At 44.6% G+C, this 16,468-nt stretch carries 14 protein-coding genes; 3 read left to right on the forward strand and 11 right to left on the reverse strand.

Features of this window, described 5'->3' with window-relative positions:
- Positions 1-14 precede the first annotated feature (14 nt).
- The 8 genes from R7P69_RS09385 to lrp all read right to left on the reverse strand — a co-directional run bounded on the left by R7P69_RS09385 (position 15) and on the right by lrp (position 9,080).
- Positions 15-281 (reverse strand): DksA/TraR family C4-type zinc finger protein, encoded by a 267-nt coding sequence (locus R7P69_RS09385; protein ID WP_033905078.1) that lies wholly within the window; start codon positions 279-281, stop codon positions 15-17.
- 137 nt (positions 282-418) lie between these two features.
- Positions 419-847 (reverse strand): hypothetical protein, encoded by a 429-nt coding sequence (locus tag R7P69_RS09390; RefSeq protein WP_054575142.1) that lies wholly within the window; start codon positions 845-847, stop codon positions 419-421.
- Positions 837-1,739 carry an N-acetylmuramidase domain-containing protein gene (locus R7P69_RS09395; RefSeq protein WP_238952265.1) on the reverse strand — a complete coding sequence of 301 codons (903 nt, stop codon included), beginning with the start codon at positions 1,737-1,739 and terminating at the stop codon, positions 837-839. The genes R7P69_RS09390 and R7P69_RS09395 overlap by 11 nt, the downstream gene beginning before the upstream one ends.
- Before the next feature lie 203 nt (positions 1,740-1,942).
- On the reverse strand, positions 1,943-3,250 hold the full coding sequence (serS, locus tag R7P69_RS09400) for a serine--tRNA ligase (RefSeq protein WP_005378225.1): 1,308 nt from the start codon (positions 3,248-3,250) through the stop codon (positions 1,943-1,945).
- Positions 3,251-3,341: 91 nt separating this feature from the next.
- Entirely contained in the window at positions 3,342-4,697 is a 1,356-nt protein-coding gene (locus R7P69_RS09405) for a replication-associated recombination protein A (RefSeq protein ID WP_224721218.1), read from the reverse strand.
- Positions 4,698-5,324 (reverse strand): outer membrane lipoprotein chaperone LolA, encoded by a 627-nt coding sequence (gene lolA, locus R7P69_RS09410; protein WP_005388103.1) that lies wholly within the window; start codon positions 5,322-5,324, stop codon positions 4,698-4,700.
- A gap of 61 nt (positions 5,325-5,385) precedes the next feature.
- Positions 5,386-8,433, reverse strand: coding sequence for a DNA translocase FtsK (locus tag R7P69_RS09415; RefSeq protein WP_017821701.1), 3,048 nt, complete (start codon positions 8,431-8,433; stop codon positions 5,386-5,388).
- 152 nt (positions 8,434-8,585) lie between these two features.
- Positions 8,586-9,080: a leucine-responsive transcriptional regulator Lrp gene (lrp, locus tag R7P69_RS09420; protein WP_005378234.1), complete on the reverse strand. Its 495-nt coding sequence runs from the start codon at positions 9,078-9,080 to the stop codon at positions 8,586-8,588.
- A gap of 156 nt (positions 9,081-9,236) precedes the next feature.
- Between lrp and ald the strand changes: the two genes are divergently transcribed.
- Entirely contained in the window at positions 9,237-10,361 is a 1,125-nt protein-coding gene (ald, locus tag R7P69_RS09425) for an alanine dehydrogenase (RefSeq protein ID WP_005378241.1), read from the forward strand.
- A 93-nt stretch (positions 10,362-10,454) separates the two neighbouring features.
- Here ald and R7P69_RS09430 read toward each other — a convergent pair whose 3' ends face one another.
- Both R7P69_RS09430 and cysB read right to left on the reverse strand, forming a co-directional pair.
- Positions 10,455-11,651 carry a methyltransferase gene (locus R7P69_RS09430; RefSeq protein ID WP_017634951.1) on the reverse strand — a complete coding sequence of 399 codons (1,197 nt, stop codon included), beginning with the start codon at positions 11,649-11,651 and terminating at the stop codon, positions 10,455-10,457.
- 53 nt (positions 11,652-11,704) lie between these two features.
- Entirely contained in the window at positions 11,705-12,679 is a 975-nt protein-coding gene (gene cysB / locus R7P69_RS09435; RefSeq protein ID WP_005388967.1) for an HTH-type transcriptional regulator CysB, read from the reverse strand.
- A 313-nt stretch (positions 12,680-12,992) separates the two neighbouring features.
- Here cysB and R7P69_RS09440 point away from each other — a divergent pair, with 313 nt between their 5' ends.
- Positions 12,993-13,757 (forward strand): hypothetical protein, encoded by a 765-nt coding sequence (locus R7P69_RS09440; protein ID WP_005378247.1) that lies wholly within the window; start codon positions 12,993-12,995, stop codon positions 13,755-13,757.
- A gap of 97 nt (positions 13,758-13,854) precedes the next feature.
- Positions 13,855-14,625 (forward strand): tRNA isopentenyl-2-thiomethyl-A-37 hydroxylase MiaE, encoded by a 771-nt coding sequence (gene miaE, locus R7P69_RS09445; protein WP_086046621.1) that lies wholly within the window; start codon positions 13,855-13,857, stop codon positions 14,623-14,625.
- Between the two features lie 125 nt (positions 14,626-14,750).
- Here miaE and R7P69_RS09450 read toward each other — a convergent pair whose 3' ends face one another.
- Positions 14,751-16,379, reverse strand: a complete 1,629-nt coding sequence (locus R7P69_RS09450) for a methyl-accepting chemotaxis protein (RefSeq protein ID WP_047100808.1) — start codon at positions 16,377-16,379, stop codon at positions 14,751-14,753.
- Positions 16,380-16,468 lie beyond the last annotated feature (89 nt).

Below are 16,468 nucleotides of genomic sequence, written 5' to 3' on the forward strand. Positions count from 1 at the left end.
TTAGAGCAGTAAAGCTATCGAAGTTGACTGTCTTTACTCGCTCGTCGATTGAACAATGCTTGGCGTTGAGATACCAATTCGATTGTTGACTGACATTCGATACACAAACGAACGCCTTTCATTGCAAGACGACGCGCTTCTGGGATCTCATCACCACACTCATCGCAGTAATGGGTGCTCTCACCCTTTGTGATACTGCCACGAACACGGGAAATCTCGTCGTCTATTGTGTTTTGAATTTGTTGGCTGACGCTATCGTCGTTTGCCCACCCTACGGCCATAAGCCCTCCTCGTTACTTGAATGAGAAAATCTACTTACCGTGGTAAGGTGGATGATTATATCGATTACAAATAACAAGATAATTAAGGTAAATACGAAAACACTATTACGTTTTAGTAATAATTACTCTGTAATCGATTATTCGGCGCTCTCATGGAAAAGCAATGCAAGGTTACTCATACTCCCTTCCTCGCATTCAAAATACTGCGTTTGCTCAGGCTCTCTCAAAGTAACACTGAGTATCTTCTCAACCTCATCAAACTCCTCGCTAAAGTACTCACTAACCAATATGACGCGCTCACCAATACTAAATTCCAGTGACTTCTCATCTACCAACGCTCGATGATACTGGTCTAATTTAAAGTCCTTTATAACTAAAGATCTTTCAATACTGCTCCCCCCTAAGCTAAGCTCCGACAGTAGAACCTGACTGTTTATGTTTTCTATTGATATTTCTAGACGGTTAGGATGTGAAGCATCACACTTAAATAGCGCAGTATTAGTGTGGCTGAAAGCACAAGCAGATGAACTAAAAATAAGTCCAAGCAAAGAAATGTTACGCAGCATTTTTAATCGAAGCATATTTTTTGTAAGCCTTTTCTAATTTGACGTCGTATTGATTTTTCTGATACTCAGAACCATTGTAACCACGAGCAAAGGCAGCCCAATTTTTATCTCTTATATGCTCACCTAAGCCAGACTTTTGGATAAACGTAACAAAAGCCTCAAGTTGTTTCTTCTCCGACTCGAATACAGCTTTAACAAAGGATTCAGCGGTAACATGACCAGCTAACTTGAAATTAAAGCCCATAATTTGGAAACGTCCCCAAGATGCGGAGCGGATTGCTGCATTTGAATTCAGTTCAATCGGTTTATTTAGACGTACGTATTCTGAGATACCACCAACATAAAGACTTCGATTCCAATGCCGACTTGAAATACTTGGATGACTGTTATCGTAGGCTCTTGAAGTGAGTCTCGAAAATATATGAGCCTCAAACAAAATCTTTGGCTTACCATTGCTAAAGTAGGCTTCTCCTCGGCTCTCAACTTCCGCTACAGCTTTAATAGCAGCGACTTCGCATCCAAGAGTTTCAGCTACTTTGCGATAATCCAAGTCCGTCAACGCATCTCTTGAGCCAACCAAAGGTAACGTATATGCCACCGCGGTCTCAGGTGTTCGTTTTAAATAATCATTCAGCTTACGATGGCTTCTTCCATTCACATCTATCCTTCCATCTGGACGAGCCATCCCAACAAGGTTTTTCTGAAAAGCTTTAATTGCGCCGACAGTTTTGGAGTTTTCCGGTCTAGAGCCTAGTTTCCCATCCACTTTAAGTTCCTTTACTCCCTTTAAAGAACCAAGCAATTGGTTAATAGACCTTTGTACCGTACGAATGTCACCATCCACATTTTTACCACCCAAGCCAACAGAGCCGCTTATTCTTATTGAAGCCATGAAAGTACCTCCTCTTTATATTTTGGAGGAGCTTGTCATGCTCAATGAAGCTTAGAAAAATATCATTAGGGACTGGTTTTAATAATTTAGGCTAACTATGCAATACCTCATCCTACATTTACATAACAACGTATTTTCACTCGACGCAGATAACAAAAAACCCAGCACTAAGGCTGGGTTTTGGTGTTCTAGTGGTTAATGGATTAACCGATGTGCGTTGCGCCCGCCATGTACTTCTGAAGTACTGTAGGGATTGCAATGCGGCCGTCTGCTTCTTGGTTGTTTTCTAGGATAGCAACCATTGTACGACCTACAGCAAGACCAGAACCGTTTAGCGTGTGTACAAGCTCAGGTTTCTTCTCGCCTTTACGACGGAAACGCGCTTGCATACGACGAGCTTGGAAATCCCACATGTTAGAACATGAAGAGATCTCACGGTAAGTTTCTTGAGCAGGAACCCAAACTTCTAGGTCGTAAGTCTTACGAGCGCCAAAGCCCATGTCACCTGTACATAGAACCACTTTACGGTAAGGAAGCTCAAGAAGTTGTAGAACTTTCTCAGCGTGACCTGTTAGCTCTTCTAGTGCGTTCATTGAATCTTCTGGCTTAGTGATTTGTACTAGCTCAACTTTGTCGAACTGGTGCATACGAATCAGACCACGAGTGTCACGACCGTAAGAACCCGCTTCTGAACGGAAACATGGCGTGTGAGCTGTCATCTTAATTGGTAGATCCGCTTCGTCAGAAATCGTGTCACGAACTAGGTTCGTTACAGGTACTTCTGCAGTAGGGATTAGAGACAGTTTACGTGGCTCTTCGTCGTTTACCTTTTCTGCTAGCGGCTCAGTGTGGAAAAGATCTTTACCAAACTTAGGAAGCTGACCAGTACCGAATAGGCTGTCAGAATTTACTAGGTAAGGTACGTACATTTCTGTGTAGCCGTGCTCTTCAGTGTGAAGATCCAGCATAAACTGAGCGATTGCACGGTGTAGGCGAGCGAATTGGCCTTTCATCACGATGAAACGTGCGCCAGTGATCTTAACTGCGCTTGCGAAGTCTAGACCGTCGCCCATTTCGCCTAGGTCAACGTGATCTTTCAGTTCGAAGTCGTAAGACTTTGGCTCACCCCAACGAGAGATTTCAACGTTGTCGTTTTCATCTTTGCCATCTGGCACTTCGTCTGCTGGGATGTTTGGTACAGAAAGCGTGAACTCGTCTAGTTGAGCCATTACTTGCTCAAGTTCAACTTTCTTCGCATCAAGATCGCTACCTAGCGTACCGATTTGTTTCTTGATCTCTTCTGCGCCTTCTTTGTCGCCAGCCGCCATTTTTTGGCCGATTTGCTTGGAGATGGAGTTACGCGTGGATTGTAAATTTTCTACTTCTACTTGAATGGACTTACGTTGTTCTTCAAGTTTACGAATAGTATCTACGTCTAGCTTAAAGCCACGACGCGCCAGTTTAGCAGCTGTTTCATCCAGCTCTGTACGAAGTAATTTAGAATCCAGCATTGTTAATCCTATGCTTTTTGTTGTGAAATCACGCGCACTTTCCAAGCGTACGCGTTAAAAAAATTTACTGAACAAATGTATCCAAAAACGCCTACTTTTCATAGCGCTTTTGTGGGCTATTTGCGTCTAAAGTAGCCAAGTAATCTAACTTTTCGCCGATTTTGGTCTCCAGACCACGATTTGTCGGCTGATAGTACCTACGATCGCCCATTTCAGGCGGCAAATATTGCTCACCGGCTGCGTAAGCACCAGGCTCATCGTGAGCATAACGATACTCAGCCCCATACCCCATGTCTTTCATCAAATTGGTTGGCGCATTTCGAAGGTGATGCGGCACTTCATATTCAGGTAAGTTATGAGCGTCCGTTAGCGCTTGTTTCCAAGCAACGTAAACGGCATTACTCTTTGGAGCGCACGCGAGATAAACAATAGCTTGAGCAATCGCACGTTCACCTTCTGCTGGACCAACGCGTGTAAAACAGTCCCACGCGGAGAGTGCCACTTGCATTGCGCGAGGGTCAGCATTACCTACATCTTCAGAAGCGATCGCAAGTAATCGACGGGCAATATAAAGAGGATCACATCCCGCTGCAATCATACGTGCAGCCCAGTAAAGCGCCGCATCTGGGTTAGAACCACGAATGGATTTGTGGACCGCAGAGATTAAGTCGTACCAGATATCACCTTTGTTATCGAAGCGAGAGACTTTCTCCCCTGCCACTTCAGCCAGCAACTTAAGCGTGATCTCTTTTTCACCTTGCGCATTGTCTTCTGCCATGTCGTAGAGCAGCTCAAGATAATTGAGAGACATGCGAGCATCACCGTTGACCAGTTCTGCTAGGCAGTCTAATACGTTATCAGCGAAATGTGCGGGTGTATTGCCCAAGCCACGCTCTTTGTCACTGATCGCTTGATTCAGCGCCAGTGAGATTTCATCTTTATCGAGAGACGTTAGCTTGTAGACACGTGCACGTGACAGCAATGCGTTGTTTAACTCAAACGATGGGTTTTCTGTCGTCGCACCAATAAAGGTAACCGTGCCATCTTCGATATGCGGTAAAAACGCGTCTTGTTGAGATTTGTTGAAGCGATGCACCTCATCCACAAATAAGATGGTGCGGCGACCCGCCATTTTGTTCTCACGTGCTTTCTCGATTGCAGCACGGATTTCTTTCACACCAGACGTTACGGCAGACACACGCTCTACTTCAGCATTGGCGTAGTTTGCAGCCACTTCCGCTAATGTCGTTTTGCCTGTGCCTGGTGGTCCCCAAAGGATCATAGAGTGAATGTGACCCGCCTCTAGCGCACGGCGCAGTGGCTTACCAGGGCCTAAAATGTGCTGCTGTCCAATATATTGCTCGATCGTTTCCGGTCTCATACGAGCAGCAAGGGGACGAAAATCTTCGTCCCCCGAGAAATCTAATGTGTAATTACTCACTACCAATTAATTCCTTTGGTCATCCACTTCCACACCTTTTGGAATTGTGAATGTGAATCTGTCTGCTTTTGGTTTACCCAGCTTCACGTTGTTAAAGGTGAACAAACCTTTTTGGCCGTCTTGCTCAACCACATTGAAGCCTTTCACCACACCTTTGGCATCAATATTAATCTGGAATTGACCTTGTGTGGAGTCTACTGCAGTAGGAATGAGAGTGAACTGGTCACCTTTTTGAGATATTTTGTAGTTATTCCAATCACTTGCTCGGTTACGCGTTAGCAAAACAAATGGCGTTTGCTCTGTTGCTTGCTCTTGCCAGTAGATGCTCACTTGCTCGATGAATGGGCTGTAGTACCACAATGTCTTACCGTCAGAGACCAATAGGTTCTCATCAGGGAATGTTGTACTCCAACGGAACAGGCTTGGGCGGGCAATTTCAACCGTACCTTCTCCTTCCATCACCGTTTCGCCTTCAGGGCTAATAACCTGCTGAGAGAAATCTGCACTAAAGCCATCATTCATAGAAAGGCGTTTGTTTAATTCATCTTTAGGAGACGCTGCGTGTGCAGTAGAGAAGAGGGAAAAGCTTAAAACAAGCGCGGAGAAAAGTTTCGCTGAAAATAGTTTTTTCATTCAGATACCTATTATTAGAACCACTCACCTCAGTTGGACTGAGGTGAGTAACACAAGTTCATTAATCTTTTGGTGGCGCAGGTGCCAGTACTTCACGGTTACCGTTATGACCCGGAGCACTTACGATGCCCTGCGCCTCAAGCTGCTCTACAATACGGGCGGCACGGTTGTAACCTATCTTAAATCGGCGCTGAACACCGGAAACCGAACCTCGACGTGATTGAACCACGTGCTCAACAACTTGATCGAAGAGCGGGTCTACATCTTCATCCGCTTCCATTTGCTCACCTGGCAATAGACTTTCTGGAGTTTGATCTCCACTGATGATCTCTTCAATGTAGTTCGGTTTACCACGCGCTTTCCAGTTGTTTACAACAGCATGAACATCATCATCTGATGCAAATGCACCGTGAACACGAGTTGTATGACTTGACCCCGGCGGTAGATACAACATATCACCCATACCAAGTAGTGATTCTGCGCCGCCTTGATCTAGGATTGTACGAGAGTCCGTTTTAGTCGATACCGTAAACGCAACACGAGTTGGAATGTTCGCTTTAATTAGACCGGTAATAACATCAACCGATGGACGCTGAGTCGCAAGAATTAAGTGAATACCTGCCGCACGCGCTTTTTGCGCCAAGCGAGCAATCAGTTCTTCAACTTTCTTACCTACCACCATCATTAGGTCAGCAAATTCGTCAACAACAACGACGATGTAAGGCAGCTTTTCTAGCAATGGCGGTTCAGTATCCATGCTGTCGCCTTCTTGCCAGAACGGGTCATGGATTGGGTGGCCCGCTTCTGCTGCCATCTTCAGTTTTTCGTTGAAGCCCTTCACATTACGTACACCTAATGCCGACATCAATTTGTAACGACGTTCCATCTCGCCCACACACCAACGTAGAGCATTTGATGCGTCTTTCATATCAGTCACAACTTCAGAAAGAAGATGAGGGATACCTTCATAAATAGAAAGCTCTAGCATTTTCGGGTCAATCATGATGAAGCGTACATCTTCTGGGCCTGCTTTATACAGCATGCTCAAAATCATCACGTTCACACCTACCGACTTACCAGAACCTGTTGTACCTGCTACTAGCACGTGTGGCATCTTCGCAAGATCTGCCACCACAGCTTCGCCCGCAATGTCTTGACCTAACACAACCGTTGTTGGTGACGTTGCTTGCTCAAACTGAGGGCTACTGATGACATCAGATAAATAGACCGTCTGACGACTCATGTTTGGCAGTTCCAAACCGATGTAAGGCTTGCCAGGGATTACTTCCACAACACGTACCGCCATCGCAGACAATGCACGCGCTAAGTCAGTTGAAAGACCAGAAATACGACTTACTTTCACCCCCGGCGCCAAATCAAGCTCAAAACGAGTGATCACTGGACCAGGATAAATACCAACCACATCGGCTTTGATTTTGTAGTCAGCGAGTTTGCTCTCTACCAATCGAGCGACCTGCTCTAGCGCATCACGGTCGATAAAGTTTTCACGTTTTTCTGGATGATAAAGCAACTCGAGCGTTGGGAGTGGCTCTTCCGGAACTGGCAAGTTTTCTTCTTTCTGTACCAAAAATGGGTTCTGTGTTGCAGCGACTTTGGCTTGCGCATTGGAAACCATATCTTGGAATGCTGTAACGTCTTGGTCGTTGTCTTGGATCTCTTCTACTTCCACTTTTTGAGGTGCAGGTTCAAATGTTGTTGAAGGTGTTGCTGCTTGCTGATGAGGCGTTGTTGGCTGTACTTGCTGTGCAGGCTGAGACTCCACTTCGTCTTCATCATCTAACACATCAAAGTCAGAGATCGTAGGCTCAATATGTTGGCTCGACTCTGTTTGAGCCGTGATGCTATCTAATACAGCAGAATCAATTGCAGGCTCTTCATGTACAGGATGCTCTATACTTGGCTGCTGTACTTGCTCTGCTTCAAATTGTTCGTACTCCGCATAATCTGGTTCAACACTGATCGGTTCTTCTGTAGCTGTATGTGGCTCTACATAGGAAGAGTAAGTGTTTGCAAATGATGGGGCTGCCTGTTCTTCAGTTCCCCAGTCATCTGCTTGTTGCGCCGCTGCTTCAAGCTCTTCTATCGTAACATTCAGTTGCTTGGTGCGTTCCAAGAGCGGATCAACGTTATCCGTGTTAACCGTATGGATAGGTTGTATTTGAGGCTCAGGTTCAGAATAAACTGGCGCAGCATTAACCGTAGCCTTGCGTTGTGGTGGCGTCGGTTCTACCATCGCCTGTTCCGCAGGCTTATCAGGTTTCGCTTGCGGCATATAAATAGGATACTCATGCGCTGGCGCCGGCTCTTTCGGTTCATCGACATCGTACGCCGTTAAATGAGGAAGCGGCTCATCATCAATTTCATGGTCTACATTATGTTTAGGCGTAGAGACTTTATCTTCTACAAACTCATCAAGCTGAGGTTCTAAAACTTCCTGCTCTGAACCTCTTGCCTTATTTGCAAGCGCGGCAATTAGTGCTAACGCACGATCACCAAGCCATTCCACGATGTTAAGCCATGAGATGCCAGTGAAGAGCGTAAAGCCCGCTCCCCACAAGAACAGCAGTACCAATGTGGTACCGAGTACATTCAATGTAGGTAAAGCGAGGCTAGACAACACATCCCCGACCACACCTCCGGATGAAAAATACCAAATGTCATCAAAATTAATATCGGCAAGACCGCAACTGGTCATAATAAGGACGACAAGACCGAGCAGCCTTGTACCCCATAGCATGAAATCAATTGGCTCATCTTCTCCTCGTTTACGGCAAATCACCCATGCAGCCGCCGCTAGCAAGAAAGGGATTGGGTAAGCGAGAGAGCCAAATGTGAAGAATAGAGTATCGGCTAGCCAAGCGCCGAAAAGGCCACCAGCATTATCGATATCCCCTCCCCATGCGGTTTGGGACCAAGAAGGATCGGCCGGACTGAAGGTAAATAGTGCAACCGCAAGCAATACCGAGCTAAGAACGCCAACGATAAAGCAGCACTCTTTTAAGCGTTGGAAGCCATTTAAGCGTGAAGACTGGGGCTCTTCACTGGTTTTGATAATGGTTTCGACTTTCTTTGCGTTCTCTTTGAACATAAATCAACTTGAATATGGAAATGAAATAGGAAATTGCAAAACATTCCGAGCGGCATCAAGCCGCTCGGTAAATTGATTTAACCATATCAAGGAGAAAAACCCAATTACTCTCTGGCGAAAGCGGAAGCATATACCGCTTTCTTTGCAAGAAATTAACGAGTTTTGATCACAAGCTGGTTAGATTGTTTCACTTCTTCCATAACAACGTATGTGCGAGTGTCATTTACGCCAGGTAGACGTAGTAACGTATCGCCCAATAGTCGGCGGTAAGCACCCATATCTGATACACGGGTTTTAAGAAGATAGTCAAAGTCACCTGAAACAAGATGACACTCTTGTATGTCGTCTAGCTTTTGAACAGCTGAGTTAAACTGCTCAAACACATCCGGCGCACCACGGTTTAGCGTAATCTCAACGAATACTAATAGTGATGCATCCAGGAACTGCGGATTCAATAATGCAGTATACCCTGTGATATAACCCTGACGCTCTAAGCGACGTACACGCTCCAAACATGGCGTTGGAGAAAGTCCCACACGTTTTGAAAGCTCAACGTTTGAAATACGACCGTCTTTCTGCAGCTCATTAAGAATGTTGCGGTCGATACGGTCTAGTTCCTTGGACGGCTTTTTATAGTTGTCTGCCATTTTTTATTCCACCTTATTACTTCCTTGCAAAAAAATATACTACAACTTTTTAATATTTGGTGCCAAATTTTACAAATCTATAACTATACTAGTTATTAATTCGACAATAACACCCTACTAACAGTTAATACAACCATTATAGAAAGAGGATACAGGATGATCATTGGCGTACCTAAGGAAATCAAGAATCACGAATATCGTGTTGGTATGATCCCAGCTAGCGTGAGAGAACTCATCTCACATGGTCACCAAGTTTTAGTTGAGACCAATGCAGGTGCCGGCATTGGTTTTTCAGACGATGATTACATCGCTGTCGGCGCATCCATTCTCCCTCATGCTGCTGACGTATTTGCGCAAGCAGACATGATTGTAAAAGTAAAAGAACCCCAAGCAGTAGAGAGAGCAATGCTCCGCGAAGGGCAAATTTTATTTACTTATTTACACCTAGCACCAGATTTTCCACAAACTGATGAGCTAATCAAGAGCAAAGCTGTCTGTATAGCCTATGAGACTGTAACAGATAATATGGGTCGTTTGCCACTGTTAGCACCAATGTCAGAAGTGGCAGGTCGGATGTCTATCCAAGCTGGTGCGCAAACGTTGGAAAAATCGCACGGCGGTCGTGGTCTGCTCCTAGGCGGCGTACCTGGTGTTGAACCTGCAAAAGTCGTTATCGTTGGTGGTGGCGTTGTTGGTGCAAACGCTGCTCGTATGGCGGTTGGCCTTCGCGCTGACGTCACTATTCTAGACCGTAACGTAGACACACTTCGTAAGCTTGACGAAGAATTCCAAGGTCGCGCAAAAGTGGTTTATTCTACTGAAGACGCTATCGAGAAGCATGTTCTAGAAGCGGACCTTGTTATCGGTGCCGTTCTAATTCCTGGCGCAGCAGCACCTAAACTGGTCACTAAAGAGCACATTGCTAAGATGAAGCCTGGTGCAGCAGTGGTTGACGTGGCAATTGACCAAGGCGGTTGTTTCGAAACTTCACACGCGACAACTCACGCAGATCCAACTTACATCGTTGATGAGGTGGTTCACTACTGTGTAGCAAATATGCCTGGCGCAGTTGCTCGCACTTCAACATTTGCACTCAACAACGCTACGCTTCCATACATCGTGAAGTTAGCAAATAAAGGCTACCGCGAAGCACTTCTAGAAGACAAAGGCTTCCTTGAAGGTCTAAACGTTATTCACGGAAAAGTAACATGTAAAGAAGTAGCAGAAAGCTTTGACTTGGAATACGTTGAACCAACTCAAGCTATCGCTATGTTTAATTAATGACAAAATAAAACATAACTTGTCACGTTTTGTTTACAAAAGCCCACTCATAAGTGGGCTTTTTCATATAGAGCGTTTGGCTATAAAGAATAACTAAATCTTATATGCACAAATTAAAATATTTCTAGGTGTGACCGATTTAGGGCAAAACTCTGACAATCTAACACGGTAACCACGTTCTTCAAGATAAAGCACTTTGTCTAATGCGAGCCAGATCTCCAACGGACGTTGAAAAACAAGTTGCACTAAGCTCATTCTCTCCATTTGCCAGAAGCGTTGTTCGCTTAACTTTTCAAAATGAGAGAAATCGATTTCTTGAGGAAGAACAATGCCTTTTTGCTCCGCTGCCCAGCGACATAAAGATTCAAAACCATCACTTAATTGCGACTTACGGATACTCGGCACAGGCTGATACTCTGCCATTCCCAAAGCTTGTCGCGTGATCAAATCAAACCCAAGACGAAACATCATTTCCTGCTGACGATGACGACGCACGCGCTCTCCTCCTGTCACCGTTTGTTGTAATGGGATACGCAGTTCTTGCTTAGACAATGAGAGAGAAGAAGCCCTGCCCGATTCCGACATCGGCTGGTATTGTTCCGACTGAATCAAGTGGTAACAACAAGGTGATATGGTCATCGCAGCAATCCCATTTTCACTGCCGTACTGCATTAGACGAGCGTGAAGGTCACCGCATGCATGCAGTGCTACTGCGTGTTGCGTTGGCTTAAACACGGCTTTCGCTTTGCTATCAAACGCGTCGCCTTGAATAAACGTCATCTTCCAATGATGTTCATTGGCTGCTTGTTGCCCCGAATCGCACAGTGCTTGTTGGTATTCAAAGCTGGTTACAGGCTGATCGGTTTGCGTTGTCAGGATTCGCCCCAAGTAACCTTTACCTGAGCACCATTCTAGCCATTCTTCGCCACAGTGTTGTTGAATTGCAGCTTCACCCATCGAGCTAATTTGCTCCAACTTACGTCCCGGAATACCGTTATCTAAACCACGAGCGAGTTCCAAGCCGTTTAACGACAAAAGCTCTAAATGAGTCAGTTCTGCGAGTTGTTCAAGCTCAGGCAAAAACGGACTAAGTGCTTTTAACGCGAGTTCTGGTGCTGCTTTGTATTCTTCGATTTGAGAGGGAGTAAGAGACGCTAGCCATTGGCACAGTCGAGGATGTTGCTCCTGCCAAGGTAATGATGTGTGAATGCTGCTTTTAAAAGGCTCGAATCGCCACAAAGATTGGTTTTCGATTAAGCAGTCATTAATAAACTGAAATTGCGTTTTCATAGCTCCCCCTACAACGAGCGCATTGTAGAGGGAATCGAAACATCAATGAAGTGTTATCTCACCGGAAGCTCGATGTCTTTAAACATCTCTTCGATTTCTGCATTAGACTTCAACGAAATCGCCTGCTCAACCACTGGACGCGTTAAGTGCGGTGCAAAACGCTCCATAAAATCGAACATGTAAGAGCGTAAGAATGTACCACGGCGGAAGCCGATGCTCGTGGTGCTCGCGCCAAACAAATGGCTCGCATCTATTGCAACCAAGTCACCGTCCTGCTCTTCATCCACAGCCATGCTTGCAATCACACCCACACCAATACCCATACGAACGTAAGTTTTAATGACGTCTGCATCAGTTGCCGTGAACACCACTCGCGGGGTTAAACCTTCGCGGTTGAATGCTGTATCCAGCTCTGAACGACCAGTAAAACCGAACACGTAAGTGACTAATGGGTAAGCGGCAAGATCACTGATCGTTACTTTGTCTTTCTTCGCTAGTGGGTGGTCTTTAGGCACAACTATTGAACGATTCCAGTGATAACAAGGCAGCATGATGGCATCTTGATATAAGTGAAGAGCTTCTGTCGCAATCGCAAAATTCGCAGTGCCTTTAGCTATCGCCTCAGACATTTGTGACGGTGTACCTTGGTGCATGTGTAACGACACTTTTGGATAACGAGAAGTAAAACCTTTGATGACATCTGGCAGTGCATAACGAGCCTGCGTATGTGTCGTGGTGATATTCAGCGTCCCCATTTCTGGATGGGTGTGCTCTCCAGCCACCGCTTTGATACTTTCTACACGAGCGAGAATTTCTTGAGAGATACGTACAATTTCTTCTCCAGCTGGCGTCACTTGCGTTAAGTGCTTACCGCTACGTTCAAAAATCTGAATACCTAACTCATCTTCCAGCAACCGAACCTGTTTACTAATACCTGGCTGAGAGGTATATAAGCTTTCCGCCGTTGCAGATACATTCAGATTATGGTTTACAACCTCAACAATATACTTCAGCTGCTGCAGTTTCATCGTAATCCCTTACTTATTCATGAGAGAGTTTATTGGCCACTCAAGCGAGCGATATAATAATTAGTTATAACGCGTTCAAATCGAAATGAACAGCAATTTCTAACTTATACCTCAATCACATACTAATAATCTTCAAGCAAGAAACAATATGCACAAAGTTGAGCCAATAAATGACCGAAGTTCTATGATGTGACTTCTATCAGTAACTAAAACGTGGGAGAGACAAAATAATCAAACAAATAAGGTGCCGAGTAAGATAAGATTCATGTATTCTTTAACGCTAGCCGCAGAAAAGTAAAGCAGACGCAAAGATATGAATATTGGTTTAATAATCGCTTTGGTAGCCATCCTACTGGTGTTAATCCTAGGCTATAACATTATGTTGCAATATAAGGTTAAAGTTGAAACCGCAAAAAGGCAGGAATCAGCGCGATATGTAGCCTTGATAGATGGTACTGAAGAGTTGATTGGTCATGCGCACCATATCCCTTTTAGTAAAGAGCTGTTGCTGTGTCTAAACAATCGTATTCTTGACGCGCTAGAGAGCATGCATGAGCTGGACCCGAAGAACAAGCAACTTGCTCAACGTATCGAAAATATGAAGCAGCAGATTACGCAGCTAAAAGAGAATGGTCCTACTGGCGAGAGTACCACTTTCAAGATGCCGAGTAGTGATAAACAAGCTATCGTCATGCTTAAGCTGGTTAAACGACTTCGCGACACTATCCGTAACGAGCACAACAAAGGCCGATTGGATACCCAGACTTACGTCACCGAAAATGCGCGCTTGGAAACGATGCAAATTCGCATCAACATTGAAAATGTCATCAAAAGAGCAAACGACTCTATCGCTCGTGGCCAACCAGGCACCGCGCTTCAACTGCTGCGTAAAGGTATCGATGCTTTGAGCACTAAGAGCGATCCTTATTCTATTCAAGCGAAACAAAAGCTTGAAGAGATGTTAGGTGACTTAGATAAAAAGCGCCAAGATAAAAGCGATGCCGAAATGCAGCAGATTGCTGACAAAGAGCGTGACAATGACATGGAAGCTCTCTTCGGCGAGAAGAAAAAGTGGTAACATTCACTTCAGGTCAAAAAAGGCTGCAATTGCAGCCTTTTTTCTATCCGCAAGACAACGGATATGCCCAATAAAAATGTGAAGTACTAAAACTAAAATGATGAATCTAGACGCCTATCAAGATCTTCTTGCTCCCATTAACCAATTTCTGCGATGCAGTACACCTGATGAATGGGTAGAGGAAGCAAAGAAACCAGAGAACCTTCAAACCATTTTGTTAGACCACCTACTGTGCGAACTAAAAGCTGGCCAATCTGCCATGTTTTTAATTCGTAAGTATGCCGTTGATCAATCCAGTTCACATGCTCTACTTGACTGGTTTAAGCCCTACGAAGATTTTGCTTACCGTAACGTAGGCTCATTGGAAACTTTAAAAGGCAAGAGCAATATTTCTAAGGCAATCATGGCTAAGTCCGACTCACCATATAGCCAAGATTTGATCGATAAGATGGTGCTTTTGATAAAAGAGGAGTTACACCACTTTTATCAAGTTTTAGAGATCATGGAAAGTCGTGGAATTGAGTACAAAAATATTCCAGCAAGTCGTTATGCTAAAGGACTGATTTCGCATATGAAGACTCATGAGCCGGAAACGCTGATCGATAAACTCATCATTGGTGCGTACATCGAAGCTCGATCTTGTGAGCGTTTTGCCAAACTAGCACCACATATGGATGACGATATCGCAAAGTTCTACATTTCTTTATTACGTTCAGAAGCACGCCATTACCAGGATTATCTTGTATTAGCGGAGCAAATCGCAGGCAAAGATATCAGCGAGCGCATCGCCTACTTTGGACGTATAGAGGCAGATTTAATTTCTACGCCAGATACAGATTTTAAGTTTCACAGTGGTATCCCAGCCTAGCGAGCATATTCTCCCAAGGTTGAGCATACTCTGAACTTATATAGACAGAGAATAAATAAGCCGGACATTTCGTCCGGCTTATTTATTGTAGCAATGAGGTTAGGAATAAAGCTGAAACACAACAACTAGAGCTGGAATGAACCCATTCGAGTTTTCAAGTTGTGCGCTAGGCTACTAATCTGCTGACAAGCCACAGCCGTTTGTGAAGCTCCCTCAGCCATCTCTGTTGAAGCACTATTAATATGCTCCACACTGCGATTCAGCTCTTCGGATACAGAATTCTGCTCACTGCACGCCGTTGCGATTTGTGTGCTCATTTGCGCTATGTTATCGACAGAATGTTCAATTTCTTTTATCTGGCTATCAGCGTCATTAACTTGCTCAACACACTGAGAAATACCCTCCTGACAATCACGGCTTGAATGCCCTATTTTACTGCTGCTCTCTTGTAGCTGATTAACAATTTCCACAATTTGTGAAGTGGAGTCTTGAGTGCGTTGCGCCAGAGAACGAACCTCATCTGCCACAACAGCAAACCCACGTCCTTGTTCACCAGCCCGAGCGGCTTCAATTGCGGCGTTCAGTGCTAACAAGTTTGTTTGCTCGGCAATCCCGCGGATCACATCGACGACCACATTGATATTGTTTGAGCTCGATTCAAGCTCACGTGCCAGTTCATCTGATTCTTGGATCGTATGTGATACACGCTCAATTACTGCGATAGTTTGTTGTAACGTCGCCGTTCCTTGCTTTGCCACTTCCGCAGCCGAATAAGCAGAGGTTGCGCCAACTTCGGTATTTTGTGCCACTTCACTTACAGCAGCTTGCATCTCTGTCATCGCAGAAGCCACCGAGCTAAGTTCAATTTGTTGATTTTGCATACCAGAGGCGGTCTGAGAAGAAATAGCACTCACTTCCTCTACTGCTGCCGTTAGCTGAATCGTTGAGTCATTAATCTCAGAAACCAGCGAATGTAAGTTTGTTTGCATACCGACAAGCTCTTTAAGCAACGTTCCTAACTCGTCTTTGCTCAATTCACTTTCGTCGATTTGATTATTCAATTGACCCTTGGCGATTTTAGAAGCGAATTCCAATGCTCGATCAACAGGCCCGCAAATGACTCGAGAAAGCAGCATGGCAGACATTACCATGACCAATGCGACGACGAGCGCACCAACAGCAGCGCTGTATTGTGTAAATGCCGCTTCACTTTGTACTTCTTCACCAATCAAATTCACCAACTCATCGTTCAACGCGAGGGTATCATCCAAGCTGCTCAACGCTTTTGAGTAGGTATCGAAACTCGATAAAATCACATCATTTGCACTTTCAGCATCACCTTGGCTTAGCAGTGCGTTGTAAGTCTTCGTTTCTTTGATGTATTGATTCCAAGTTTCTTTAAAAACGCTAAAAGACTGCGTTTCACGCTTATTAAGGTCGAGCTTTTCGTATTCTGCAATACCAGCCTGCACATCAGAACGCCATTGGTCGAGGCCTTTTAACCACTCACCAATTTTGGGGTGATTTGCGTTTGGCAATAAAGAGAACTCATCTTTACGCACTTTAGTAATATCAACTTGGATACCTTTCAAAATCGCAACAGAAGGTAAACTTTTATCTGTTAACACTGAGATGTCTTTATTCAGTGTTAACAAACCTTGCACCAACATTACTGACACTAAACCAAACACGGCAAAAACGGTTAAATAACTAACCGATATTTTCTTTACGACACTTAAGTCTTTAATACGCATGCACTTTCTCCCCGCAGCCTTTCCAAACCTCTCACTTAAGTGAAAGCTTAACCTCTAAAACACACTGTTTTTTCGCTCGATATCATTGA

Origin of the sequence: Vibrio sp. 661 (genome assembly GCF_033339315.1) — a bacterium.
GTDB classification, from domain to species: Bacteria; Pseudomonadota; Gammaproteobacteria; order Enterobacterales; family Vibrionaceae; genus Vibrio; species Vibrio alginolyticus.